Source organism: Bacillus sp. FSL K6-0268 (assembly GCF_038005425.1).
GTDB lineage: Bacteria > Bacillota > Bacilli > Bacillales > Bacillaceae_G > Bacillus_A > Bacillus_A thuringiensis_S.
Window position 1 is genome coordinate 1,046,244 of sequence record NZ_JBBOTF010000001.1, and the last position, 25,105, is coordinate 1,071,348.

The window sequence follows — 25,105 nt, forward strand, 5'->3', positions numbered from 1 at the left end:
TTTATTATGTAGTCTATTTGTTACAGCACCTGTGCTGTTTGTGAAGATAGTAAACTGTACCAACCTGCAACAGTTGGATGTTCTGCTAAATCTGCAAAAGTGATTTCTTTCCCTTCACGACGCCACTTCTCTACTAAACTCATAATTCTGACCGAATCAAGTCCTCTATTTAATAAGTCCTCATCAAAATCAATACTTTCTATTGGCTCACGAAGTAGTTGTGCAACTAGTTCATGCACTTCCTGTATAGTGATTCCTTCACTCTCATCACCTTTTACACTTTGCAAATCGTTTAACAGTAGGTTTGTTGATGTCGTTACTGCACATCTATTAGATGCATACTCCAATGCTTGTTTATGATGCTCTAGTGAAAAATCAGCAACTGCATCTGCTACAAAGAAGGGCTCTATACCATCCATAAATGCTTCACAAGCTGTTAAAAGACAGCCAATATGCGCATAAATACCGCAAATAATAAGTTGATCTCTTCCTTGTTCATTTAAAATTTCTAATAGATTTGTCTTTTTAAATGCACTATATCTCCATTTTGTTAGGAATATATCATCTTCATCAGGAGTAAGTTCATCAACAATTTTCTTTTTATCCGGTCCAGCAGGAATACCGTCACCCCAAAAGTCTTGTAATAAACCTCGTTGTTCTAACGTTTGCCCACCAGGTTGTGCTGTATAAACAACTGGTATACCAAGTTCCTTACATTTTTCTCTTATCATTTTAATATTTGAAATAAGTTCTACTTTTGGTGATTCTTTATCGCTATATGCATCAAGAAAATATTCTTGCATGTCATGAATTAAAAGTACTGCACGTTTCGGATCTGGTGTCCAATTCACTTTATTTTTTGGTAGTTCTGATTCAATTGGCATTTTATATACTGAAATAGATGGGATAGCCATCTAATCACTTCCTTCCGGTTTTTATTATTGTTTTACTGTAATAAGTTTTTCAGCAATGACTTTACGTAGTTCTTTTTTGCTGACTTTTCCGACTCCTGTTTGCGGGAATGATTCAATAAATTCAATTCGATCTGGAATTTTATAAGCCGCTATACCACGTTCTCTTAAAAACATTTTTAATTCACTTACAGTTGGAACTTGTCCGCGAGCTATAACAAAAGCACAGGTGCGTTCACCTAAATAATCGTCAGGCATAGATACAATTGCTACGTCATGAACCGCATCGTGTGCTAATAGATGATTTTCAACTTCTTCCGCAGCAACTTTCTCACCACCACGGTTAATTTGATCTTTATCTCTTCCTTCTACAATGATGTATCCTTGTTCATTTACTTTTACAAGATCTCCTGTGCGATAAAATCCATCCTTTGTAAATGATCGTGCATTATGCTCTTCGGCTTTATAGTAACCACGAATTGTATATGGACCTCGTGTTAATAAACTACCTACTTCGCCAGGTTTTACATCGTTGTCATTTTCATCAACAACTCGTACTTCATCGTGTGCAGACATTGGTCTACCTTGTGTATGAATAATAATTTCTTCCGGATCGTCTAATCTTGTATAGTTCACTAATCCTTCCGCCATACCGAATACTTGCTGTAACGTACATCCAAATGTAGGGCGTATACGTTTTGCAACCTCAGCACTAAACTTAGCACCACCTACTTGAATAACCTCTAGGCTCGATAAATCGGCATTACGAGAAGATGCAGCATCAAGCCAAATCATTGCTAATGGCGGAACGAGCGCTGTAATTGTAACTTTTTCTTCTTCGATAAGAGCAAATGCCTCATCTGGGCTACCACCAGTTGCCAATACCACTTTTCCACCCGCATAGAAAGTTCCAAATGTTCCTGGAGAACTCATTGGATAATTGTGTGCTACTGGAAGAACTGTCATATAGACGCTTTCTGCATTCAAATTACAAATTTCAGCGCTAACACGTAAACTATAAATATAGTCATCATGTGTTCTAGGAATTAATTTAGAAAGACCTGTTGTCCCTCCTGATAATTGGAGAAATGCAACATCACTGGGCTGAACTTCTGGCAATGAGATAGGATCCATATACAGATCATTTATGTTCACAAACTCTTCCTCTTCTCCCACTACAATTACATGTTGTAAAGTTGGCACTTTCTCTTTCACTTCTCTTGCTAGTTTTCGATAATCAAAACCGAGGGCCTTATCTGAAATAACGTAAGCGCTCGCCTCACCAAACTCACAAAAATAACTAATTTCACTACTTCGATGTGAAGGCATTGCAAAGACAGGAAGCGCTCCAATTCGAAATAGTGCAAAACATATTTCGAAAAACTCGATAATGTTAGGTAACTGGATTACAACTCTGTCCTCTTTCTTTATTCCTAAATTCAGTAAACCTGCTGCTAAACGATCTACCTTTTTATCAAGTTCACTGTACGTTACATGCGTCTTACCGCTTACAACCGCGATTTGATCTCCATATTTCTCAGCTCGCTCTCTTAACACTCCTCCAAATGTTTCACCAAGCCAACACCCTTCTTCTCGATAACGATCGGCAAATTCTTTTGGCCATTCCCTATAACCTACTAGCATTCTTTCTTCCCCCTATTTTTCATTAAGTGAACTATCTCTTAATCCTAAAGCTTTTAACATTGTTTGGAACTTAGCTGATGTTTCTGCTAACTCATCTTCTGGTTTTGACTCAGCAACAACTCCAGCTCCTGCATATAAACGAAGTGTATTTTCTTGTACTTCAGCACAACGAATTGTAACAATCCATTCTCCATCTCCATTTAAATCGCTCCATCCTAGCATTCCTGTAAAGAACTCGCGGTCAAATGGCTCAATATACTGTATAGCCTCTCTTGCCTTTTCCATCGGAGTTCCGCAAACTGCTGGCGTAGGATGAAGGGCAATTGCTAATTGTAAAGAAGAAGTATTTGGATCCTTAAGTTCACCTTTCACTTCTGTAGACAAATGCCACATCGCTTCACTATGAATAACTGATGGCTTTTCTGGAACATGTAATGTATGACAATACGGACGAAGTGCAGCGGCAACCGCTTCAACTACTACCGCATGTTCATGTAAATCTTTTGGAGAAGAAAGTAATTCCTCTGCTCTTCTTTCATCTTCTACTGGGTCCTCACTACGTGGCCTCGAACCAGCTAACGGGTTAGAAATAACTTGCATACCATTACGTGAAACAAGTAATTCAGGGCTTGCTCCAATTAGCGTCTTACTGTTCTCTTTTTCACCTTTCGGTAAATTCACAGCAAATGTATAACCATGCTTATTATGCTCTGCTAATTCTCGCAGAAGTTTTTGCTTATCAATCTTTTCGGAAGATTTAACATCTAACGATCTAGATAGAACGATTTTCTTCAAATCACCGTCCTGTATTTTTTTAATTCCTTGCTTCACACCATTCATATAAACTTCAGGTTCTGGTACTGGCGTCATTTCAAATGTTACGTTCTCATTTGTTTCAAGCTGATTGGTTGTATCCAATTGTAAACGCTCAGAAATTCTACTATATTCTGGTACGATAAGTTGGACTTCTTTTCTACGATCAAATGGCAAAGCACCCATAACAATAGGATTTGGATTTCCAGCTTGTTTCGCATTACTTAATGTCGCTTGCACAAGCTCTGGGAAACTTTCAATTTCACGATGCTTTACTGTAGTAAACTCTCCTTCTGCTAATATCGTTCGAGTTGGTGAAGCAAAAAAGAACGAAGATTCAGTCTTATAATCTTCTAAAAGTTTTTCTGACAATTCCTTTACAGCTGTATGTTCACTCATAATATAATAACCTCCTGATTTTTTATTAAACTCCTAACGTAGCACCGCCATCGACACATAAATTGTGCATTGTAATATGACTTGCTCTATCTGAAGCTAAAAATAACACTGCTTCAGCAACTTCTGAAGGTTGTGCAATTTTTTGTAATGGAATTCCGAGTCTATATGTATTTTGAGAACCAGCAATTATATTTTTAGCTCCATTCTCATCAGCCCATAGTAATCTTTGCATCTCAGTTTCAGTAGAACCTGGAGAAACTAAGTTGCAGCGTATATTGTATGCTGCAAGCTCTAATCCTAAACACTTCATAAACATCGTTGTTGCAGCCTTTGACGCAGCATACGCAGCCATCTCCATTCTCGGCGTATTTGCCGCATTTGAACCGACTGTAACAATTGCCCCTGATTTTCTTAACATCATATTTTTACTTACCGCTCGGGACATATTGAAAACCCCTGTAGTATTTACAGAGAATGTTTTATTCCAATCTTCATCACTTAACGAATGAATTGCTCCCATACGTAAAACCCCTGCAACGTTTACTAAAATATCTATTGGCGCTATTTCATTTGCAATATGATTTACAATGTCTTCAACAGCAGTGCTATCACTCACATCTAAACGAAACGTTTTCATACGTGTTTTATTTAATTCATTTTGATTTAAGAGTACATTTAACCCCTCTTCATTTTGATCAACCGCAATAACTGTGGCTCCTCTTTCTAAAAACATTTTGGCAACGACACTGCCTATGCCTTGTGCTGCACCTGTTACTAAAACTGTTTTCCCATCAAATTCCCCTAAGTTCATTTTCTCTATCCTTTCACATAAACATTAATTTCATTAAGTAACACCAATAATAATGATATTGATTTTCATTATCATCAGCGTTGTAAAAAATAATACACTTACTAAACTAATTGGTCAAGTGCGCATTACTTTAAAATCTATTTTATTGATAATGTTTTTCATTTACTATCTTACACCGAAATGATAATGTTTCTCAATAAACTTGTCAATCTTTTTTTATTTTTCAGATAAAGTATTTTAATGTTTCTTAATAAAATCATATGTAAACGCATTAAAAGTACTTATATTATAAATAAAATTCAAACTCCTCTTTTTAAAATTGAAGAAGATAAACTAGAGCTACGTTCATTAACAACGCTTTATGAAAAACTCAAGTATATATTTTCTCAATATTTTTCTGAAAACAAATCTTGCAAATACTAATGAATGTCTTCTTTGTTATTTAAGATTTGATATATATTTCGAATGCGATGTATTAATTTATTATATTCCAATATAACCCAAATAAGTACTTCACTCACTTTTACATCTATAAAAATCCAAAAAGTAATTTAACCTTGTTAAAATAACTCATAAAAAAAGCATCCTAATTAATAGAATAGGATGCTTTTTCGTAATCATAGTGTTATAGAAGATTTATATACTTATGCTACGCTGCGATACTCTTCTTCTTGTTCTTTTTTATGTTTAGGTGCTTGAATTAAAATTGCGATAATGAATGACACGACACATAATACACCAATCACCATGAATGTTGGTTTGAATCCACCCAGAAGTGCACCGATAAAGGAACCTGCAAGCGCCCCAAATCCAAATCCTTGATACACAATTCCATAGTTCTTACTATGGTTTTTCATACCGAAGAAATCACCAACAATAGCTGGGAAAATAGTGATATTTCCACCAAAGCAAAACGCTACACTTGCTACACATACGAAGTAAATACCATAATTTAAATCTACAAAACTTAGAACTAAAACTGAACTCGCCATAACAACAAAAGTACCAGTAACGATTTTTAAACGACCAATTTTATCCGATAACGGTCCTAAAATAATACGACCTAATGTATTAAAGATTGCAACCATAGCCACCGCATTAGCTGCTGTTGCTGCGCTAAGTCCCACAAGTTGAACACCAATGTCTTTTACCATACCAATTAAGTATAAGCCACTCATACATGATGTAAATAACATTATAAATAATAAGTATACTTGTTTTGTGCCTAACATTTCTTTCGTTGTGTATTCCTTAGTTTTTGTTTCATGAACTGCTCCTTGATCTGCGGCTTGATGGATTAAACAAGCACCAATTACAATCATAGCTGTAACAATTAAACCCCAGTATATAAATGCTTGCGATACACCAACTGATTCAATCAACTGTGCATTAACATATTTAAAAATTAAGCTACCTGAACCATATGCAGAGACAGAAATACCAGCAATTAAACCTTTACGCTCCGGAAACCACTTTATTAAATTTGATAGTGAAGTGATATATGCTGTACCATCTGCATAACCTACAACAACTCCTGCTAGTACATAAAGCAATATTAATGAGGACGCTTGTGAACTAAGTATTAATCCTAGTCCTAATGCTAATCCAGCTATCATAATAAGTTTACGAAGTCCCCATTTTTCTTGCAATTTACTCGCAAATAAAGTTGAAAATGCTAAAGAAAGACTAGTAATTGAGAAAGTTATCGCAACAGCGTTAAGACTCCAACCATATTTACTAACTAAAGGCTGATTGAATAAACTCCATGTATATATCGTTCCAAGCCCCATCTGTACTATAACTGTGCCAAGAACAACAAACCATGGATTAACAGTTGATTTTTTCATACCTTTCCGCCTCCTCTTTCTATTTCAATGCTATTCGCTAAATTTACTTTTTTTATGTTCATTTTGGTCACCTCTTTTGATTTAACACCTTCATTGTATAAGATGTTTCCGCCTATGTAAGCACTTACAAGATAGAGCGTCAAAAACATGGAATCAGTTACAGAAAACGAAGGACGAAATACATAAGTAGCTTTTATAATGTTTAGCTTCAATACAACTTACAACTGTTTTATCATCTTCTTTTATAAAAATTATGTCTCATGTTATACAATTGCTAAATTAAAATTTCCCTTTACAAGTAGAAAAAATTTTTATACTTCGATGTACCTTATTTTTTATAAAATCACAAATTTTTTTCCAATAAATAAAACTAAATATTCACTAATATATCTATCCGTGGTTTAATATATATAATAAAAAATATTTCTGTCTTTAAGGAGGTACTATGAAAGCAAACGTAGGGGATACTATACTTTTTCAACGAAACAATTTAAAGATTACAGGATCTGTACTAAAACTTTATACTGAATCGGTCTTAGTTGAAATTACAAATGTAAGCGGTGGTACTTTTGAATTTGATCGAACAATTGTAAATCATAAAAACTATAAAGTTTTAAATACAAATACATAAAACAACACAAAATAGCCCCTGCTCAACAGCAGGGGCCATTTTATATAAAAATATTTCACTAGTTTATATACCCTAAAACATTAACAATCTTACTCGCTTTTAAATTGTTAATATGATAATAAATTTCTAAACCTCTTCTCTCTGCTCGTAACACTTTACCCTTCATTTTTGATAAATGTTGTGAAACAGTAGATTGCGGAATATTCAGTAACTCTGTTAATTGTGTTACATTACAAGTTTTTCTCGTACTTAATTCATTTACAATTTGCAGGCGGATTGGATGCGCCATAATTTTTAAAATATCTACATCTTCTTCTGAAACTAAAGTTTTTCTCATTTCACTCGTATATGTTGTCATAAGACATTCCCCTCGTATATTAATATTTAAGCCCTATCTCAGGCTTAGTTTTTCTCTCTAATAAGAGTCCAGTAATAAAGAAAATACTTGGACGTCTCAAGATATTTCTAGATAATGGTCTTAGGATCATTTGGGACAATTCTGTATTCCCCTGTGGATTTACCACACGAAAAGAGTGTTTCTCAGTGAACGCGCGGGGCTCCCTACTCGCAGGCTGAGCAGCCTGATCCTCGAACCTAGATGTTAGTAGCTCTAGGGCGGCTTTCGATTCAGGACTAGCTCTTATACACGAGGTTGTTGGTCGGCGTACACACTAGAGATATCTCGAGACGTCCAAGCAATGATTCTAAATCGAAAGGAGGTCTCTTACGTGAGATTATTTGTTGGTCTAGATGTAAGTTCGTTTGATATGAAAGTTTGCTTTTTAAATGGTGAAGGAGAAAAGCTAGATTCTTTTTCAGTCAGTAATGACTTACCAGGTGCACAGGTACTTAAAGAACGATTATTACAGTGCACAACCAATCAAGAGGTTGAAACTTTAAAAATCGGCTTAGAATCTACATCTGTTTACAGTTTTCACCCATCCATGTTTCTCCATCATGACGAAGACTTAAAAAGATTTGGCACAAAGGTATTTCTTCTAAATCCAAAACAAGTCGCAAACTTCAAGAAAAGTTATTCAGACATGAATAAGACTGACGAAATTGATGCCTTTGTCATCGCTGATTATTTACGATTTGGGCGAAATCAAATGTCCATCGTGAAAGAAAGTCAATACGTGGCATTACAGCAATTAACAAGAGCTCGTTATCAACTCGTTAGAATGTTGACAAAGGAGAAACAACATTTTCTACAACACCTAAGTTATAAATGTAATACGTTCTCACAAGAAGTCGATTCTTCTATATTTGGTAACGCCATGATGGAATTGTTCCTTGAAAAATTCAGTCTAGAAGAGCTAGCTGACATGCCTTTAGAGGAACTCGCTGAGTTCCTACAGGAAAAGAGTAAAAATCGATTTGGTGACCCGAAATGTGTCGCATCAACCATTCAAAAGGCTGTTCGCACGTCGTACCGTTTAGATAAGGTGGTAGAAGACTCAATCGATATTCTTTTAGGAACATCAATCGAAATCATTCGTACCTATCAAAGACAAATTAAAGAACTAGAAAAATCTATTAAGCGGATCATGGCTGGATTAACGCAAACATTAGAATCCATTCCTGGAATCGGGCCTATATATGCCGCTGGTATTATCGCTGAAATTGGCCAAATCGAAAGATTTGACGATGAAACCAAAATCGCAAAATATGCCGGGTTATATTGGCGTACATACCAGTCTGGCCGGTTCACCGCTGAAAATACTTCATTATCTCGTAATGGGAATCATTACTTGCGGTATTACTTAGTTGAAGCCGCCAACTCTGTAAGAAAGCATGTATTGGAATACCAAGAATATTACGCAAAAAAGTATAATGAAGTACCAAAACATCAACACAAACGTGCACTCGTTCTAACCGCAAGAAAATTTGTGCGATTGGTGGATGCGCTACTACGTAATCACCAACTCTTTACGCCTGAAAGGTGTGTGAAAGTGTGACATAAAACTTGTCATCGCTACCTTTCAATCAATTCCAGTATTTTACATGCGGTGCTGGTCTAGTTTCGTGATGTCTTTTTTAAGCAATTTGTCCTTTGATAACTTCAAAATATATTATTTTTCAGTTGACATACTACCGCAGGTCTTTTATATGAATTCCATATTCATAAGATCTATTTCCAAATTTTTTAAAACCCTTGATTAAAACTTTCATATAGAAATAAAAGGATTTTAAATTTTTGAAAACAGAACTTACATTCACTTTATTTATTTATTTATTTGGTACATATACATAATACAATGTTAATATGTGCTCTATGTGAAGTTCGCATAAATTTGTGATGAAGATTTATTTAGCCACTCGCATCCTACTCATCTAATTACCCACTGCATAAAATCATCAGTTATTTTAACACATTTTAGGCGTTTGTATATACTATTTATAAAACAACTTTTATAAAGGGGAATTCATATGCCTACAGCGTTACAAGAAGAAGTCGAAGAAGCACGGGAAACATATGTCAGTCGTATCATCTTAGTTGGAGGATCCGCTTTATTTTTAGTAGGCGGAGTTATCTCGGCAATTTCAGCCTTTAAAACTTATAATCGTTTAGAGAATACGCCGCCTTCTACAGATAATTCATAGATATTTTATAAAATAAAACGTCGTCTCCAATGAAGAGACGACGTTTTATTATTCATACATATGACACTAAAAGTATCGGTAGGTTCCCTACTCCATTTTCTAGGCTTACTTCACCACAAACCTAGTCTGACTACACCCATCCTTCTGCTTCGTTACTTCTAATACAGCCGGCATTGCGTTTTTCAGCTCTTGTACGTGTGAAATGACACCGATAAATCGGCCTGATTTTTGTAAGTCAATTAAGGCATCTACTGCTTTCGTTAATGATTCTTCATCTAATGAACCGAACCCTTCATCGATGAACATCGTTTCGATGGAAATACCACCTTCATATGCTTGAATTACATCTGCCATTCCTAGCGCTAAGCAAAGTGATGCGTTAAATTTCTCTCCGCCAGATAATGTTTTTACATCACGTGTTTGACCAGTGTATGCATCGTACACATCTAATCCTAATCCACTTTGACGGTTTCTCTTTTCAACTCGCTCACTTCGTTTTAAATAAAATTGTCCATTTGATAATTTACGTAGTCGTTCGTTTGCGATTTGAACAATTTGTTCTAAATACTCAATTAGGATGTAACGTTCAAATGATATACGACTTTCGTTATCACCTTTCATTACTTCATATAGATCAACAAGTTCTTGGAAAGCTTTCTCTTCATCGTGAATTTGTTCGTCAATACGTCTAATGTTTTCATGTAAATCAGAAATATATGTTACCGCATTTTGCGCACGTTGACGTTTTTCTTTAATTATATCGAGATTAATTTCTAGTTCTTTTATGTGTTCACCTAAAGATGTAATATCCATATACTCTTTATCTTTTAATTCTGATTTTAACTCTTCAATTTGTTTTGCAAGCACTTCGAGAGATGAATAATAACCTTGAATTTCTTTTTGTAACATCTCCATCTGGGCATCGCTTAATTTGGCTTCTTTATACGTGAATTGATCTGTAAACCCGCTTTGTTCTAGCTCTTTCATAAAGCGTGCGAAAGTTTCTTCTTTCTTCAATTTTGCACTTTCAAATTGATTAGAAGCACCTTTCTGTTCAGCTTGAATACGTATATTTTCATTTTGCCAATGCTGATACGCTTCCTGCACTTTCTTCCATTCGTCCTCCATTAACCTAAGTTCCTGCATAGCTTGGTCCAACTGTGCTTTCCAAGCTTGTACTGTTTGTAAGTTTTCTGGAATATTTCGTTTATCATGTTCATATGACGTACGAAGTTGCATGCACTCCATTTCTGTACGGTGCTGCATTGTTTCTACTTCCCGTTTTTGTTTCTGAAGTTCTTCTATTTTTTCTTCTACGCTTTTCATGTTCACAGCAATCTGCTTACGTGTTTCTTCACTTGCTTTTAACGTATTCACGTTTGCTGCTAATTGTTTTCCTTTTTGAACAAGTGCACTATATGTTTCAGCTAATTTTTCCGAGTTGTAGCCGCGCTTCACAACTTCTTCTATCACTTGTTCATATTGTAGTCGATAAAAATTCCATTTCTCCTCTACTTGCACATTTAATTTTTCAGCAATGTTCTTCTTATCTCTTAAATCGTTTAACTCTTTTTCATCGATCGCATTACTTTGCTCTGTAGCTTTTTGTGGGTGATTCGTACTACCACATACCGGACAAGATTCACCATCATGTAAATGAAGAGCTAGTATACCAGCTTGTTCACTTAACCAGCGGCGCTCCATGTTTTCATACGCACGAACTGCCACTTGCATTTTATTATTTGCCGCTTCTTTTTCTTGCTCAAATTTTTGTTTTTCTTGCCAAACATCATATGCTTGCTTTAAAACTTTTGCATCTTCTCGCATATTGGTTAGTTCTTCTACTTTAGCTACATATTGCTCAAGTGCTTGTTCTAATTGCTGCAATTCATCAGACATTCCCTGTTTTTGACTTGTATGCTCTTCTAGTTGTTGATCCAACTTTTGCATACTTTCTTTTAATTTCCCTATTTGAATTTCGGCATTTTGTAAATTCAGCTTTCTCTCAGCTAATGATTCAATGATCGCTTGTAACTCTTCTAATCTTTGAACAAGTTTTTTAGCCTCTTCTCGTTCAAGTTCTTTATTCTTTACTACTTCATACTTCTCCTGAGCAAGCTCAAAACTATTCATTATCTGTTCTTGTTTGACGATTATCTGTTTTAACAAACTTTCAGCTTTCTGCTCATTTTGCATCGCTTCTTCATACCATTGTTCAAATGGTAATAAGCGTTTTGCTTGTTCCGCACGTTTAAAGGATTTTTCTTTCCCTTCAATTGCTGCACGGTTCTCTTGTAAAGTGTTATATTTCTCATTCTTTTGTTGTAAATCTATAAATTTCTCATTTACAGATTTTGCTGCATGAAAACGTGTTTCTGCATCCTTTAATTGCTTCGTTTGAACATCTTGTTCTACTTGTAATTGCTCAACCTCTGCCTTATACACGGTTGTTTCTTGTTCTAACGCTTCTACTACTTGATGCGTATTTACATGTTCTTGTGCCACTAATGTCTCTAATAATGCTCCATCACGGATTGGTAATTTAAAAACATTACGGAAATAGAGCTCTCTCTCTTTTTGTTTTTCTTGCAAGACGTCTTTCCATTGTTTTCTCTTTTGATCAAGTAACTCACGCATTAATTTATAACGATCCGTTTTAAAAATACGACGTAAAATCTCTTCTTTGTTTTCCGTCTCAGATGTTAATAGTTTTCGGAATTCCCCTTGGGGTAACATAACAATTTGGCTAAATTGATGTTTACTTAACCCAATTAAATCTTCCATTTTTTTGTTTACGTCTGTTACATGAAAACGATCGACGGCTGGAACGTTTTCTCCATCAATAACTTCATATAATTCTACTGCATGTCCTGTAATAGTCTTATTCCCTTGTTTTTTATGTCCAAGTTGTCGTTTTATTTCATAGCGTTTCCCTTTTAACTGAAAGGTTAGTTCAACACTTGTATAAACATTATCATCAGCAAATTGACTTCGAAGCATGCTCGTATCACTACGTTCTTCTCCGCTAGCCTCACCATATAATACATAACAAATCGCATCAAAAATCGTTGTTTTTCCAGCTCCCGTATTCCCAGAAATAGCGAAAATACGATGTTCTCCAAGATCTTCAAAATCGATTACTTCTTTCTGTTTATATGGCCCGAATGCTGTCATAATAAGCTGAATCGGTCTCATCCTCGTTCACCTTCCCGTTCTTGCACTGTTTGTAATACATCTATAAATAGGCGTTCTTTCTCTTCTGATAAATCTAACCCTTTCATTTCTTTATAGAAAGCCTTTAAAAGAGATAAATCATCCGTTTTATGTCTTGAAACAGTTACTTCATTTGTATCTGTGAGTTCTCGCCGTTGCATCGCTCTTTCAACGTGCATTGCATTTGGATATACAGATCGTATTTTCTCCATTGGCTGTAAGACAGGATTTTCGTCTAATAATTTTACAAATACGTAATCTTCACTTACTGGGTGCTGTATTAATTCATCTATTTTCGCTTCTACTGTTCGCATTTTACGACGTGGTAAAAGTAACCTTTTTTCAATTGCTACTTCACCGGTTTCATTCATTTCTACAATGTAATAACCTTTTTTATGTTTCTCTTCAGAAATAGAATAGGCAAGTGGTGAACCAGAATATCGAATCGTCTCATTACGTACAAAATGCGCTTGATGTAAATGTCCAAGCGCTGTGTAATGAAACTTATCAAAATAATGACTATTTACATATTCAGCACCACCAATTGAAAGTGGTCGTTCTGCATCACTTGTATTCTCCTCCGCTTCTCCTGAAGAAGTTATAAATGCATGTCCAACAAATACATGTCTAGCTTCTTTATCCATCGTTTCAGAGAGCTCATTCATAAAAATGCGCATCGCATCATCATGAGAACGTACGTCTTCATTTTTCAACACGTGTCTAACTATGCTTGGGTCTGCATACGGTATTAGATGGAAGTGAACCTCTCCATATTCATCATTTAGTACGACAGGTTCATACGGGAATTGAAATTGACCTACAATATGTAATCCCTGTTTTTTCATTAAACCACTTCCAAAATGGATACGATCCGGACTATCATGATTACCAGCTACTGCAATAACTGGTGTTTGTAATTCAATAACTATTTTTTGCAGCACATCATTTAATAAGTCTACTGCTTCTGTAGGTGGAATTGCTCGGTCATATAAATCCCCTGCAATAATTACGGCATCTGGTTTTTCTTCTTCAACCGCCTGTACAAACTGATCTAATACAATCTTTTGGTCTTCAGTCATATACACGCCATGAACAAGCTTACCTAAATGCCAATCCGCTGTATGAAATAACTTCATATTTTTCTACTCCTTTTAATTTACTGATTTTAGTGAAACGAGTTGATAGTTTATTGTAGTTTTTCCGTTCTCCCACTCTAGCTTCAATATCGTTGCACTTCCAATTCTTTCTTCATTTGATTTATATAAAGGCAATATTTCTTGAATTGTAAATAAGTGATAACCATCCAATATTAATTGAAATATATTTTCTTCAATATGTAATCTTACTTCTTTTTCATTTGAAATAATTTTTGTGTGCATCTCAAATTTCATGATAGATACAACCCCTTTTTATAATCTCTACATTTTAATAGTATAGTGGCTATGCAAGATTGACAAGTACATACACAGCAAAGTACACACTTTTCTATTGTTATATGTTTTATGTATTTTATATAAAATACGGTATGTGAAATTTTATATTTTCCCCAAAATAAAAATGTCTATTGTGACATCTTTATTTTTGTATAAAGTCTTTCATTACATAATATAGAACGGTAATTAAAACGATTGCGACGAAAAATGAGAACACTGCGACAATGTACCCATCTTTATTTAATAAAATACAGAATGAAATAGATATTATAAAAATCGGAAATACGAGACGTACTTTATCCTTCACTTCTTCTGTCGTATCTGTATGATGAAAATACTGCGTTATTCCTATCATTAAAAAAGACAAAATAATAACCGACAATAGTAAAGGTCCTGGCATTCCGATTTCTCCTTTCTCTATTTCTAATTCAGTGTAAAGTTTTTTATTACAATTGTACGATTCATTTTTTCTTCAAACACTCTTTTTAGAATTGATAATGAACAATTCACACCTATATAATAGCGCTTTTATTATTATAACTTCAAATAATTACACTTACAGTAATGTTGTAATATTCCCCCTTAGTCTCTGAAATCCTGCAAAGATAACTCGTCAAAATATGCGGTGAACAAATTAATATTTACCGTCAACTTTTGACAAAATTTATAAAGGACATTTCAGTACATATCAAGAATTAAGAATAAGAAGATATGTAAGGGAGGATGCATTATGACTGAACACGTTTTATTTTCTATTAGTGAAAACGGCGTTGCAACAATTACTTTAAACCGTCCAAAAGCACTTAATTCTTTATCTTATGACATGTTACAACCTATCGGACAAAAACTTAAAGAGTGGGAACACGATGAGCGTATTGCACTTATCGTGTTAAAAGGTGCTGGCACAAAAGGTTTTTGTGCAGGCGGCGACATTAAAACTCTTTATGAAGCGCGTTCCAATGAAGTGGCATTGCAACATGCAGAACGTTTTTTTGAAGAAGAGTATGAAATTGATACATATATTTATCAATATACAAAACCGATTATTGCTTGTTTAGATGGAATTGTAATGGGCGGTGGTGTCGGTCTTACAAATGGTGCGAAGTATCGCATTGTAACTGAGCGTACGAAATGGGCAATGCCAGAGATGAATATCGGCTTCTTCCCAGACGTCGGAGCTGCATATTTCTTAAATAAAGCACCTGGATATACAGGACGCTTCGTTGCTTTAACAGCATCTATTTTAAAAGCTTCTGACGTATTATTTATTAATGCTGCTGATTACTTTATGACATCTGATTCATTACCAGAGTTTCTTACTGAACTTGAAAGTGTAAATTGGCATAAAGAAGATGATGTACATACTAATTTAAAAGAAGTTATTCGTACATTTGCAACTGCTCCAAACTTAGAAAGCGAGCTGACTCCTTCATTAGAAGCAATCAATTCACATTTTGCTTTCGATACAATTGAAGAAATCATCCATTCATTGGAGAAAGATGAAAGTTCCTTTGCTCTAAAAACAAAAGAAACACTGTTATCAAAATCCCCTATTTCACTAAAAGTAACCTTAAAACAGTTTATTGATGGACAAGATAAATCCGTTGAAGAATGCTTCGCTACGGACCTTATACTTGCTAAAAATTTCATGAGACATGAAGATTTCTTCGAAGGAGTACGCTCCGTTGTCGTTGATAAAGATCAAAATCCGAACTATAAATATAAACAGTTAAGTGACGTTTCAGAAGAAGATGTGAATCGTTTCTTTAACTTACTTAATGCATAAAATGAAACTGTAATGCGTGGGTGTTTTGTTCATCCCCCACCTAACTTCTTTGCTTCAGCTAAATCTTGTGCGGTGGAAATCTTACTACCCGCAAATAGCGGGATAAAATCGAGGCTATATAGTAGTGTAATTACAGCTACTATATAGCCTTTTTATTTAATGATTTTTAATAAGATTTAATTTTATTAAATCCACTTTTGTGCTACACTAATTTTAATCAAATATTCTAAAAATAAAAAGGAGGGACGGCTATGATAGAAAATTATCTTCTTTTCATCATTATGTCTATTTGTCTTATCATTTTACCTGGTCCAGATACAGCAATGGCTACGAAAAATACATTGATTGCCGGTAAAGTCGGTGGAGTAAAAACAGTGTTCGGTACATGTATCGCGCTATTAATTCATACTTTAGCTGCTGTAATTGGTCTTTCTGCACTTATTGTAAAGTCAGCTCTTTTATTTTCTATTTTCAAGTACGTTGGGGCTCTCTATTTAATATATATCGGTATTAAAGCCCTTTTAGCAGTAAGAAATAAAGAAGGCGTAGATACAAATGATATATCTTTAAATAATGAAAACAAACATACTTCTTGCTTTCGCCAAGGATTTCTAACGAATTTATTAAATCCTAAGATAGCAGTCTTCTTTTTAACTTTTTTACCACAATTTTTAAATCCAAATCATAATACATTTATTCAACTTCTTGTAATGGGCCTTACTTACCTCGTTTTAACCGCCTTTTGGTTTGCGTTTTATATATTTTTAATTGATAAAATTAGTGCTTTTATGAAAAAACCGAAAACGCAACGTTATATTCAAGGGCTAACAGGAATCGTCCTAATTGGATTTGGTGTTAAACTAGCTTTTGAAAAAAGTAATTGATAAAAACGAAAAACACCACTATTAATAGTGGTGTTTTTCATTTCACAACTAATTTGACAGTCTACTCTTTATTAAAACCAGCGCTCAGTTACAACTTTTTTACGTGTATAGAATTGAACGCCATCTGTACCATTTGTACCTAAATCACCAAAGAATGAAGCTTTATTTCCTGCAAATGCGAAGAATGCCATTGGTGCTGGAACATTTACATTTACACCAATCATACCAGCATCGATGTTATCACGGAATGTTTGTGCATGTTTACCATTTGACGTATAAATAACCGCACCATTTGCAAATTTAGATTGATTTGTTAGTTTAATACCTTCTTCTAAATCTTTAACACGTACAATGCTTAATACTGGAGCAAAAATTTCATCTTGCCAAATTTTCATTTCTTGATTCACGCCATCAAAGATTGTCGCACCTACAAAATAACCTTCTCCAACTTCTTCATTAATTTTACGGCCATCTACTAATAAAGTTGCCCCATCTGCTACACCACTATTAATATAGCCTAAAACACGCTCTTTATGAGATTCACGAATTAATGGTCCAACATAGTTATCTTCGTTAAAGCCATCGCCTACTTTTAATTTTTTCGTTTCTGCTACTAATACATCAATGAATTCATCAGCAATTTCATCCACTACTGCTACTACTGAGCATGCCATGCAGCGCTCTCCACTACTTGCAAATGCAGATCCAATTACACCTTGTACTGTTTTCTCAAGATTGCAATCTGGCATTACAATCGCATGGTTTTTTGCACCCGCTAACGCTTGTACACGTTTTCCGTGTTTCGTACCTGTTTCATATACGTAACGAGCTACTGGCTCAGAACCGACGAACGAAACAGCTTGAATATCTTTATTTTCTAAAATGCTATTTACAACATCTTTTCCGCCTTGCACTAAATTTAATACGCCTTTTGGGAAACCTGCTTCATAGAATAATTCTACAAGTCGCTCCGCTAAAAGTGGCGTTCTTTCCGATGTTTTTAATACGAATGTATTACCGCAAGCAATTGCAAGTGGGAACATCCATAACGGAATCATCATTGGGAAGTTAAACGGCGTAATACCAGCAACAACTCCGATTGGGTAGCGCCAAATTGATCCATCAATTCCACTAGCAATATTCGGCAGCGCTTGACCCATCATTAAATTAGGTGCCGATGTTGCAAGTTCCACTGCTTCAATACCACGCTGTACTTCACCTGTTGCATCCGTTAGCGTCTTACCATTCTCTAGCGTAATGATTTTCGCAAGCTCATCTTTGTTTTCTTGTAATAGCTGTAAATATTTATATAAATTTCTTGAACGATTCGGAACTGGTACTTTAGACCACGTTTCGAATGCTGCTTTTGCCGCTTCAACAGCTTTTTCAACATCTTCTTTTGGAGATAGTGGAACGTAAGCGATAATTTTTCCAGTCGCTGGATTTGGAACTGCTTCTACTTCCGTACCTGTCGATTCAACCCACTCACCGTTAATGTGATTTTTTACTCGTTTAATTTCAGTTGTAATCATTGTATTCTCTCCTTTGTATAATTTATTTTTGATTAGAAATTAATTGCTCGCTAACTTTCTTATATAAAGCAGCCATATCGTTTTCACCATATCCAGCTTGACTAGCTTCGTCATATACGTTTAATAACATTTCGCTTACCGGTAAATGGAGTTCGCTTTCCTTAGCCAAGTCAACTGCAAATCCTAAATCTTTCTTCAATAAGTTCACAGTAAATCCTGGCTCGTAGTTTTCAGGTGCTATAAAACTTTTAAAATTACGTTCATAAATTCTACTTTGACCGTAACTTACATTTAAAATATCAAACATTTTATCTAAATCCATATTGTTCTTTTTCGCTAATGTTAAAGCTTCACTCACTCCAGCTGTATAAAAACCAATTAATAAGTTATTAATTAACTTAACAGTTGTACCACTATCAATCTGCTCACTAACGTGGAAAATGTTCGCGCCTAGTACGCCCATGATAGATTCCGTTTTCTCATATACCTCTTTTGATCCACCAACCATAAACGTTAATGTACGGTTTTCGGCTCCGATTACTCCACCACTCACAGGTGCTGCTAAAAAGTCTACTTTCTTTTCCTTTGCAGCTTCCTCTAATTGTTTGTTTAACTGCGGCGATACCGTACTTGTATCAATGAAAACTACATTCGAGTGACCATTTTCAAATAATCCTTCTGCTCCAAAATATACCGCTTCAACAGCACGAGGTGAAGGTAAACTTGTAAAAACTACATCACATGTTTCTGCTAGTTTTAAGATTGATAGACCGATAATTCCGCCTTCGTTTTCAAAGGACGCTTCTGCCTCTTTATTTAAGTCCACGCCATATACCGTGTAACCTGATTTAACTAGATTTTTTGACATCGGAAGACCCATGTTACCTAAACCGATAAAACCAATCTTTTTCATATCGCTTTCCTCCTATTTACACAATATATTTCCCACGATTTATAATAGCTTTCGCAATTTCTCTCTTCTTCATAAATACGTTCGTGTATAAAGGTACTAATAATTGACGGATTTCAGCTAAAATCACATGTCTATCTTTTTCTTCTGTGACAGCCGCTGAAAGTACAGAAATCGCCGCTTCTTCTACTTTACGATATCCTTCTTCACAAATAACATCCGTTATTTGTTGCTTCGTACGTTCTTTTTCCTCACCATTTTTACTTACTGCTTTTCTCGTACGTAAAAACGCTGATTCCATGACGTACACGTCCGTCAACATATTTGATATTACACGTGAATATTCTTGTTCTTGGTCGATTTTTAGACTTGGAGTTTTAGAGAGCGTTTTCAAAGATTGTTTCAACAATTTTTTCGCTAATAAAATGTAACGATGGTTTCTTTCGACATTTGCTACATCACTTTCTACTTCAGTATCTTCTAATTGTTCGATTTGCTTCATTAACATTTTGGCAACTGTTAATCTATTAATTTCGTTCGTTCCTTCAAAAATACGACTAATTCTAGCATCACGATACAATCGTTCTACCTCGTACTCTTGCATATAACCGTAACCACCATGAATTTGTACAGCTTCATCTACAATATAAGCAAGTGTTTCAGAAGCATTTACTTTATTTAGTGCACATTCAATTGCAAATTGAGACATTTTTTTCATAAGATCTTCATCGCTCTCATGAATTGCTTCATCAATTACACCTGCTGTACGGTAAGCTGCACTTTCGGCTCCATATGTAGCAATGATCATATTTGCAATTTTCTCTTGAATCATCGTAAAGTCTACTAATTCCGTTTGGAACTGTTTTCGCTCTTTTCCATATTGAACCGACAAACCAATTGCTTGTTTTGCTGTTCCAATATTTCCAAAAGCAAGTTTAAGTCTAGCAAAGTTAAGAATATTAAGAGCTACGTGATGCCCTTTCCCAACTTCCCCTAAAACATTTTCAACAGGGATGACAACATCTTCTAAAATAAGAGTCGCCGTTGAAGAACCTTTAATACCCATTTTCTTTTCTTCTAACCCAATGGATACACCTTCACATGTTCTTTCGACAATAAATGCTGTCATTCCTTTATTTGTCTTCGCAAAAACAACGTATACATCTGCCATATGAGCATTTGTAATCCATTGCTTCTCACCATTTAACTTCCAAGCTGTTCCCTCTTCATTCAATACTGCGCTCGTTTTTGCACTTAATGCATCCGAACCAGCATTTGGCTCAGTTAAAGCATAAGCCCCAATCCATTCTCCCGATGCGATTTTTGGTAAATATTTTTCTTTCTGTTCTTTCGTTCCGTAATATATGTAAGGCAATGTACCGACACCAGCGTGTATATTAAATGAAACGCTAAATGCACCAGCGTAACCCATTTTCTCTGCTACAAGACCTGAGACAGCCTTTCCTAACTCGAACCCGCCATAATCTTCTGGTACCTCAATGCCTAATAATCCAAGTTCCCCAGCTTTCTCAAATAATTGACGAGAAACTTTATAGTTATGTTGTTCAATATTCTCCATTTGTGGAACAATTTCTTGTTTAACGAATTGTTCTGTCGTTTTTGCGATTAAATCTTCATCACCTGAAAAATCTTCTGGTGTAAAGTAAGTATGATTTATATCTTTATTGAGTGAAAAAAATTCATCCCATGGTAACTTCGTTTTCTCCATATGTATCCCCCTATCATTCGGCTTTCATAGCTTTTTGCTTATGCTCGTCTACGATGAGTGGAATATCTTTTTTTGAAAATAGAAGGCGATGATTTTTCACATCAAGCATTTTATTTTGCCAAAGATGTATTTTCATCGCCTTCACTGCTTTATCTATTGATCTTCTGATAATACTGTTTTTGCAATACCAGTATCTAACTCTTCAAAGTCATGATATGAAATTGTTTCGTATAATTCACTTCTCGTTTGCATATTAGAAAGTGCATCTTTTTGAGAACCTGTTTCTTTAATCAAAGTAAACACATTTTCATACGCTTTCGCTGCAACGCGAAGTGAAGTTACAGGATAAATAACCATTTGAAAGCCCATATTCGCAAATTCCTCTGCACTATAATATGGAGTTTTTCCGAATTCAGTCATATTCGCAAGTAAAGGTGCATTTACCTTACTATTAAATAGACGGAATTCTTCCTCTGATTGAAGCGCTTCAGGGAAAATTGCATCTGCACCGGCTTTTACATATGCATTTGCTCTTTCAATTGCTTCATCTAATCCTTCAACGCCGCGAGCATCAGTACGTGCTACAATGTATAAGCTCGGTGCAACTTCTTTAATTGCTTTAATTTTTTGAACCAATTCTTCTGTAGTAACAAGTTTCTTACCATTTAAATGTCCACATTTTTTTGGTAATTGCTGATCTTCAATTTGGACAGCTGCTACTTTCGCTTCCATCATTTCTACAGCTGTTCTCGCTACATTTAGTACACCACCAAATCCTGTATCAATGTCAACAAGAACAGGTAAGTCTGTAGCTCTTGCTAAATCTCTTGCTCTCTCAGCCACTTCAGTAGACGTCACGATACCTAAATCTGGTAACCCTTTACTTGCAGTATAAGCAGCTCCGGATAAATAAAGAGCTGAAAAACCTGTATTTTTTGCAACTAAAGCCGCCATTGCATCATGAGCACCTGGAATTTGCAAAATTTCATTTGCTTCTACTAAAGCTCGGAATCGATTCGCAAGCTCCTCTTGTGTTGACTGCTTTTTCACAACCCAAGCCATTCTAAATTCCCCCTATTATTAAATTAAGAATAGATCTACAAATTCGTTTACATTCATATTTTCTAGTTTTTCTTCATTTAAACAAACTTCATGAATTTGTTCTTGTTGCTTACTAGAATAATGACCTGCCATATTTGCAGTGAACTTTTGAACAACTTTTGGGATTGCTTCGTCTCTACGGAAACGGTGACCAAGTGGATATTCACATTCCACATTTTCTGTTACTGTGCCATCTTTAAAGTGAACTTGAACAGCGTTGGCGATTGAGCGCTTGTTCGGGTCAAGGTAATCTAAACTGTACTGTTTGTTTTCAACAACAACCATCTTATTACGTAATTCATCTACACGTGGATCGTTTGCTACTGCATCTTCATAATCGTCTGCAACGATATCTCCTTTTAATAAACCAATTGCCGTAATGTATTGTAAGCAATGATCACGATCAGCTGGGTTATTTAATGGACCTTCTTTATCAATAATACGAATTGCTGATTCATGAGTTGTAATTGTAATACGGTCAATTTCATCTAATCTCTCTTTAATTTCCGGATGCAACTTCACTGCACATTCTGCAGCCGTTTGTGCATGGAATTCTGCTGGATATGACACTTTAAATAATACATTTTCCATTACATATGACTCTAGTGGTCTTGCTAATTTTAATTCCTGTTTATTGAATAATACATCTTGGAATCCCCATCCTGGTGCAGATAGGGCCGTTGGATAACCCATTTCACCTTTTAGAGCAGTCATTGCAAGATGAACACCGCGGCTCGTTGCGTCACCTGCAGCCCATGATTTACGTGAGCCCGTATTTGGAGCATGACGATATGTACGAAGACTAGAATTATCAATCCACGCATGTGATAATGCATTAAAGATTTCTTCACGTGTTCCGCCAAGCATTTTCGCAACTACTGCAGTTGTTGCTACTTTTACATATAATACATGGTCAAGACCAACTCTGTTTAAGCTGTTTTCTAAAGCGAGCACGCCTTGAATCTCATGTGCTTTAATCATCATTTCTAATACTTCACGTACTTTTAAAGCTTCTTTTCCTTCTGAAATACGAACACGGCTAATATAATCTGCAACCGCTAAAATTCCGCCTAGGTTATCAGATGGATGTCCCCACTCTGCTGCAAGCCAAGTATCGTTATAGTCTAACCAACGGATCATACATCCGATATTAAATGCACCTTTTACTGGATCTAGTACATAAGACGTACCTGGTACACGTGTACCATTTGGCACGATTGTTCCTGGCACAACTGGTCCTAGTAATTTCGTACATTCTGGATATTGCAGTGCTAAAATTCCACATCCAAGTGTATCAAGTAATACGTAACGAGCTGTACTGAATGCTTCTGCACTAGTAACCTCTTTATTTAATACATAATCGGTAATCTCTTCTAATAATGCATCTTTTTGCTTAATTTCATTTGTTTTAATCATGCTATCCTTCCCTTTCTGTCGAAAATTCGTTATTATTAATGATGGGTGTCGGTCAAACACCCATCTGGCGGGCGGCGCTAACAACTCCCCAGTTGTTCTTATTTACTAAGTACATGTCGCTCGCCAATATAATTTACACGTGGACGGAACAAACGATTATTTGCATGTTGCTCAATAACGTGCGCACATAACCCCACTGTTCTAGAGCTAAAGAAGATTGGTGTATAAAGTTGAATTGGAATACCTAGCATCCAATATACTGGAGCTGCATAATAATCAAGATTTGGATAAATTCCTTTTTCTTTTTCCATAATCTTTTCTCCAGCTTCACACATTTCATATAGTGTATAATCACCTTTTACATCACATAACTGTTTTAAAGCTTCCTTCATCATAAGTGCTCTTGGATCCATCTTCTTCATATAAACACGGTGTCCAAAGCCCATAATTTTTTCTTTGTTATATAGTTTCTTCTGTAATAACTCTTCAAATTTCTCAACATTACCAGCTTCTAAAAGCATGTACATAACCGCTTCATTTGCACCGCCATGTAAACTTCCTTTTAAAGATGCAACTGCACCTGTTAAAGCACCGTATAAATCTGATTGTGTTGATGCAATAACGCGAGCTGTAAATGTAGAGTTTGGCATTTCATGCTCACTATATAAAACAAGGGAACGATCAAAGATCTTTTCCTCAAGTTCAGTTGGTTTTTTACCAGTTAACATATAGAAGAAATTCGCACTATAAGATAATTCTTTAAGAGGTTCAATTGGCTCCTCATTATTTAAAATATGATAGCTATTCGCTACAATGTTTGGCACTTTACTTAACAGCTTGTACCCTCGGCTTTTATTCACTTCTAACGAGCGGTTTTCGATATCATTATCGTAACCAGCTAACGCTGACACACCTGTACGTAATCCATCCATGGGATGCGTCTCTTTAGGCAATGCCTTTAGTACGTTGAATACACCTTCTGGTACTGCATATTCTTCTTTTAGTTTCTTTTCAAGTGTTGCTTTTTCATCTTCATTCGGTAGGTGTTCCTCCAATAAAAGGTGCACAATGTCTAAATACTCTTTTGTTTTTGAGAGTTCGATTAAGTCATACCCTTGAATTACAATTTCACCTTTTACTGTGTCAAGAAACGAAATTTTCGTCTCCGCTGCCACTATACCATCTAATCCCGGGGAAAATTTTTCTTCAGCTTTCATCATTATTTCCTCCAATCCTAATAGATCTTCGTGCACATAACTGTAAGCCTTTACAATATTGTGAAAATACATTTCTACTTCAATGTATCAGAGTTTTTAGAAGATTTCAATTTATTTTATAATGATAAGTTTCCTACACTTTTCTTACTGTAACAATACAATTTTTTGAAAATAATTCTTATGTTTTATAAAGAAAGAATAGACTTCTTTGCATATTTTAAAAA

At 35.4% G+C, this 25,105-nt stretch carries 22 protein-coding genes; 5 read left to right on the top strand and 17 right to left on the bottom strand.

Annotated elements, in window-relative coordinates; all coding sequences use genetic code 11:
• Positions 1–20: 20 nt before the first annotated feature.
• From MHI28_RS05175 to MHI28_RS05195, 5 genes are all read right to left on the bottom strand, one after another.
• Positions 21–914, bottom strand: coding sequence for an isochorismatase family protein (locus MHI28_RS05175; RefSeq protein WP_001007261.1), 894 nt, complete (start codon positions 912–914; stop codon positions 21–23).
• A gap of 24 nt (positions 915–938) precedes the next feature.
• Complete coding sequence (locus MHI28_RS05180) at positions 939–2,555, bottom strand: (2,3-dihydroxybenzoyl)adenylate synthase (protein ID WP_340827668.1); 1,617 nt, start codon at positions 2,553–2,555, stop codon at positions 939–941.
• A gap of 12 nt (positions 2,556–2,567) precedes the next feature.
• Entirely contained in the window at positions 2,568–3,767 is a 1,200-nt protein-coding gene (gene dhbC, locus MHI28_RS05185) for an isochorismate synthase DhbC (protein ID WP_001289295.1), read from the bottom strand.
• Between the two features lie 25 nt (positions 3,768–3,792).
• Positions 3,793–4,578 carry a 2,3-dihydro-2,3-dihydroxybenzoate dehydrogenase gene (dhbA, locus tag MHI28_RS05190; protein ID WP_001048427.1) on the bottom strand — a complete coding sequence of 262 codons (786 nt, stop codon included), beginning with the start codon at positions 4,576–4,578 and terminating at the stop codon, positions 3,793–3,795.
• A 644-nt stretch (positions 4,579–5,222) separates the two neighbouring features.
• On the bottom strand, positions 5,223–6,425 hold the full coding sequence (locus MHI28_RS05195) for an L-lactate MFS transporter (protein WP_000750108.1): 1,203 nt from the start codon (positions 6,423–6,425) through the stop codon (positions 5,223–5,225).
• Positions 6,426–6,870: 445 nt separating this feature from the next.
• Here MHI28_RS05195 and MHI28_RS05200 point away from each other — a divergent pair, with 445 nt between their 5' ends.
• The gene (locus tag MHI28_RS05200; protein WP_000646793.1) at positions 6,871–7,056 is read left to right on the top strand and encodes a YkvS family protein; all 186 of its coding nucleotides are present in this window, start codon (positions 6,871–6,873) and stop codon (positions 7,054–7,056) included.
• Between the two features lie 58 nt (positions 7,057–7,114).
• Here the strand turns inward: MHI28_RS05200 and MHI28_RS05205 are convergent, their stop codons facing one another.
• On the bottom strand, positions 7,115–7,414 hold the full coding sequence (locus MHI28_RS05205) for an ArsR/SmtB family transcription factor (RefSeq protein WP_000214801.1): 300 nt from the start codon (positions 7,412–7,414) through the stop codon (positions 7,115–7,117).
• Positions 7,415–7,784: 370 nt separating this feature from the next.
• Here MHI28_RS05205 and MHI28_RS05210 point away from each other — a divergent pair, with 370 nt between their 5' ends.
• Positions 7,785–9,014 carry an IS110 family transposase gene (locus MHI28_RS05210; protein ID WP_100909797.1) on the top strand — a complete coding sequence of 410 codons (1,230 nt, stop codon included), beginning with the start codon at positions 7,785–7,787 and terminating at the stop codon, positions 9,012–9,014.
• Positions 9,015–9,486: 472 nt separating this feature from the next.
• Positions 9,487–9,660 (top strand): hypothetical protein, encoded by a 174-nt coding sequence (locus MHI28_RS05215; protein WP_001141667.1) that lies wholly within the window; start codon positions 9,487–9,489, stop codon positions 9,658–9,660.
• A 105-nt stretch (positions 9,661–9,765) separates the two neighbouring features.
• On the opposite strand, the gene MHI28_RS05220 is transcribed toward MHI28_RS05215, so the two are convergent.
• The 4 genes from MHI28_RS05220 to MHI28_RS05235 all read right to left on the bottom strand — a co-directional run bounded on the left by MHI28_RS05220 (position 9,766) and on the right by MHI28_RS05235 (position 14,706).
• A complete protein-coding gene (locus MHI28_RS05220) occupies positions 9,766–12,855 on the bottom strand; it encodes an AAA family ATPase (RefSeq protein WP_001247457.1) in 3,090 nt (1,029 codons plus the stop codon).
• On the bottom strand, positions 12,852–14,009 hold the full coding sequence (locus MHI28_RS05225) for an exonuclease SbcCD subunit D (protein ID WP_000765155.1): 1,158 nt from the start codon (positions 14,007–14,009) through the stop codon (positions 12,852–12,854). The genes MHI28_RS05220 and MHI28_RS05225 overlap by 4 nt, the downstream gene beginning before the upstream one ends.
• Positions 14,010–14,024: 15 nt before the next feature.
• Entirely contained in the window at positions 14,025–14,264 is a 240-nt protein-coding gene (locus MHI28_RS05230; RefSeq protein WP_000667344.1) for a DUF2584 family protein, read from the bottom strand.
• A 184-nt stretch (positions 14,265–14,448) separates the two neighbouring features.
• A complete protein-coding gene (locus MHI28_RS05235; protein ID WP_001119404.1) occupies positions 14,449–14,706 on the bottom strand; it encodes a hypothetical protein in 258 nt (85 codons plus the stop codon).
• Between the two features lie 330 nt (positions 14,707–15,036).
• Between MHI28_RS05235 and MHI28_RS05240 the strand changes: the two genes are divergently transcribed.
• Both MHI28_RS05240 and MHI28_RS05245 read left to right on the top strand, forming a co-directional pair.
• Positions 15,037–16,092 (top strand): enoyl-CoA hydratase/isomerase family protein, encoded by a 1,056-nt coding sequence (locus tag MHI28_RS05240; protein WP_000134894.1) that lies wholly within the window; start codon positions 15,037–15,039, stop codon positions 16,090–16,092.
• Positions 16,093–16,343: 251 nt separating this feature from the next.
• Positions 16,344–16,976 (top strand): LysE family translocator, encoded by a 633-nt coding sequence (locus MHI28_RS05245; protein WP_000572346.1) that lies wholly within the window; start codon positions 16,344–16,346, stop codon positions 16,974–16,976.
• Between the two features lie 71 nt (positions 16,977–17,047).
• On the opposite strand, the gene MHI28_RS05250 is transcribed toward MHI28_RS05245, so the two are convergent.
• The 7 genes from MHI28_RS05250 to mmgD form a co-directional block, all read right to left on the bottom strand.
• Positions 17,048–18,508 (bottom strand): CoA-acylating methylmalonate-semialdehyde dehydrogenase, encoded by a 1,461-nt coding sequence (locus tag MHI28_RS05250; protein WP_000633339.1) that lies wholly within the window; start codon positions 18,506–18,508, stop codon positions 17,048–17,050.
• A gap of 22 nt (positions 18,509–18,530) precedes the next feature.
• A complete protein-coding gene (locus MHI28_RS05255) occupies positions 18,531–19,421 on the bottom strand; it encodes an NAD(P)-dependent oxidoreductase (RefSeq protein WP_340827670.1) in 891 nt (296 codons plus the stop codon).
• Between the two features lie 16 nt (positions 19,422–19,437).
• Positions 19,438–21,147: an acyl-CoA dehydrogenase family protein gene (locus tag MHI28_RS05260; RefSeq protein WP_000416004.1), complete on the bottom strand. Its 1,710-nt coding sequence runs from the start codon at positions 21,145–21,147 to the stop codon at positions 19,438–19,440.
• 13 nt (positions 21,148–21,160) lie between these two features.
• Positions 21,161–21,283: a hypothetical protein gene (locus tag MHI28_RS05265; protein WP_000690878.1), complete on the bottom strand. Its 123-nt coding sequence runs from the start codon at positions 21,281–21,283 to the stop codon at positions 21,161–21,163.
• Positions 21,284–21,300: 17 nt separating this feature from the next.
• Complete coding sequence (gene prpB, locus MHI28_RS05270) at positions 21,301–22,209, bottom strand: methylisocitrate lyase (RefSeq protein ID WP_000312637.1); 909 nt, start codon at positions 22,207–22,209, stop codon at positions 21,301–21,303.
• 18 nt (positions 22,210–22,227) lie between these two features.
• Positions 22,228–23,664 carry a 2-methylcitrate dehydratase gene (gene prpD, locus MHI28_RS05275; protein ID WP_000598123.1) on the bottom strand — a complete coding sequence of 479 codons (1,437 nt, stop codon included), beginning with the start codon at positions 23,662–23,664 and terminating at the stop codon, positions 22,228–22,230.
• Positions 23,665–23,762: 98 nt separating this feature from the next.
• Positions 23,763–24,884 (bottom strand): citrate synthase, encoded by a 1,122-nt coding sequence (gene mmgD / locus MHI28_RS05280; RefSeq protein ID WP_001987369.1) that lies wholly within the window; start codon positions 24,882–24,884, stop codon positions 23,763–23,765.
• Positions 24,885–25,105: the final 221 nt, after the last annotated feature.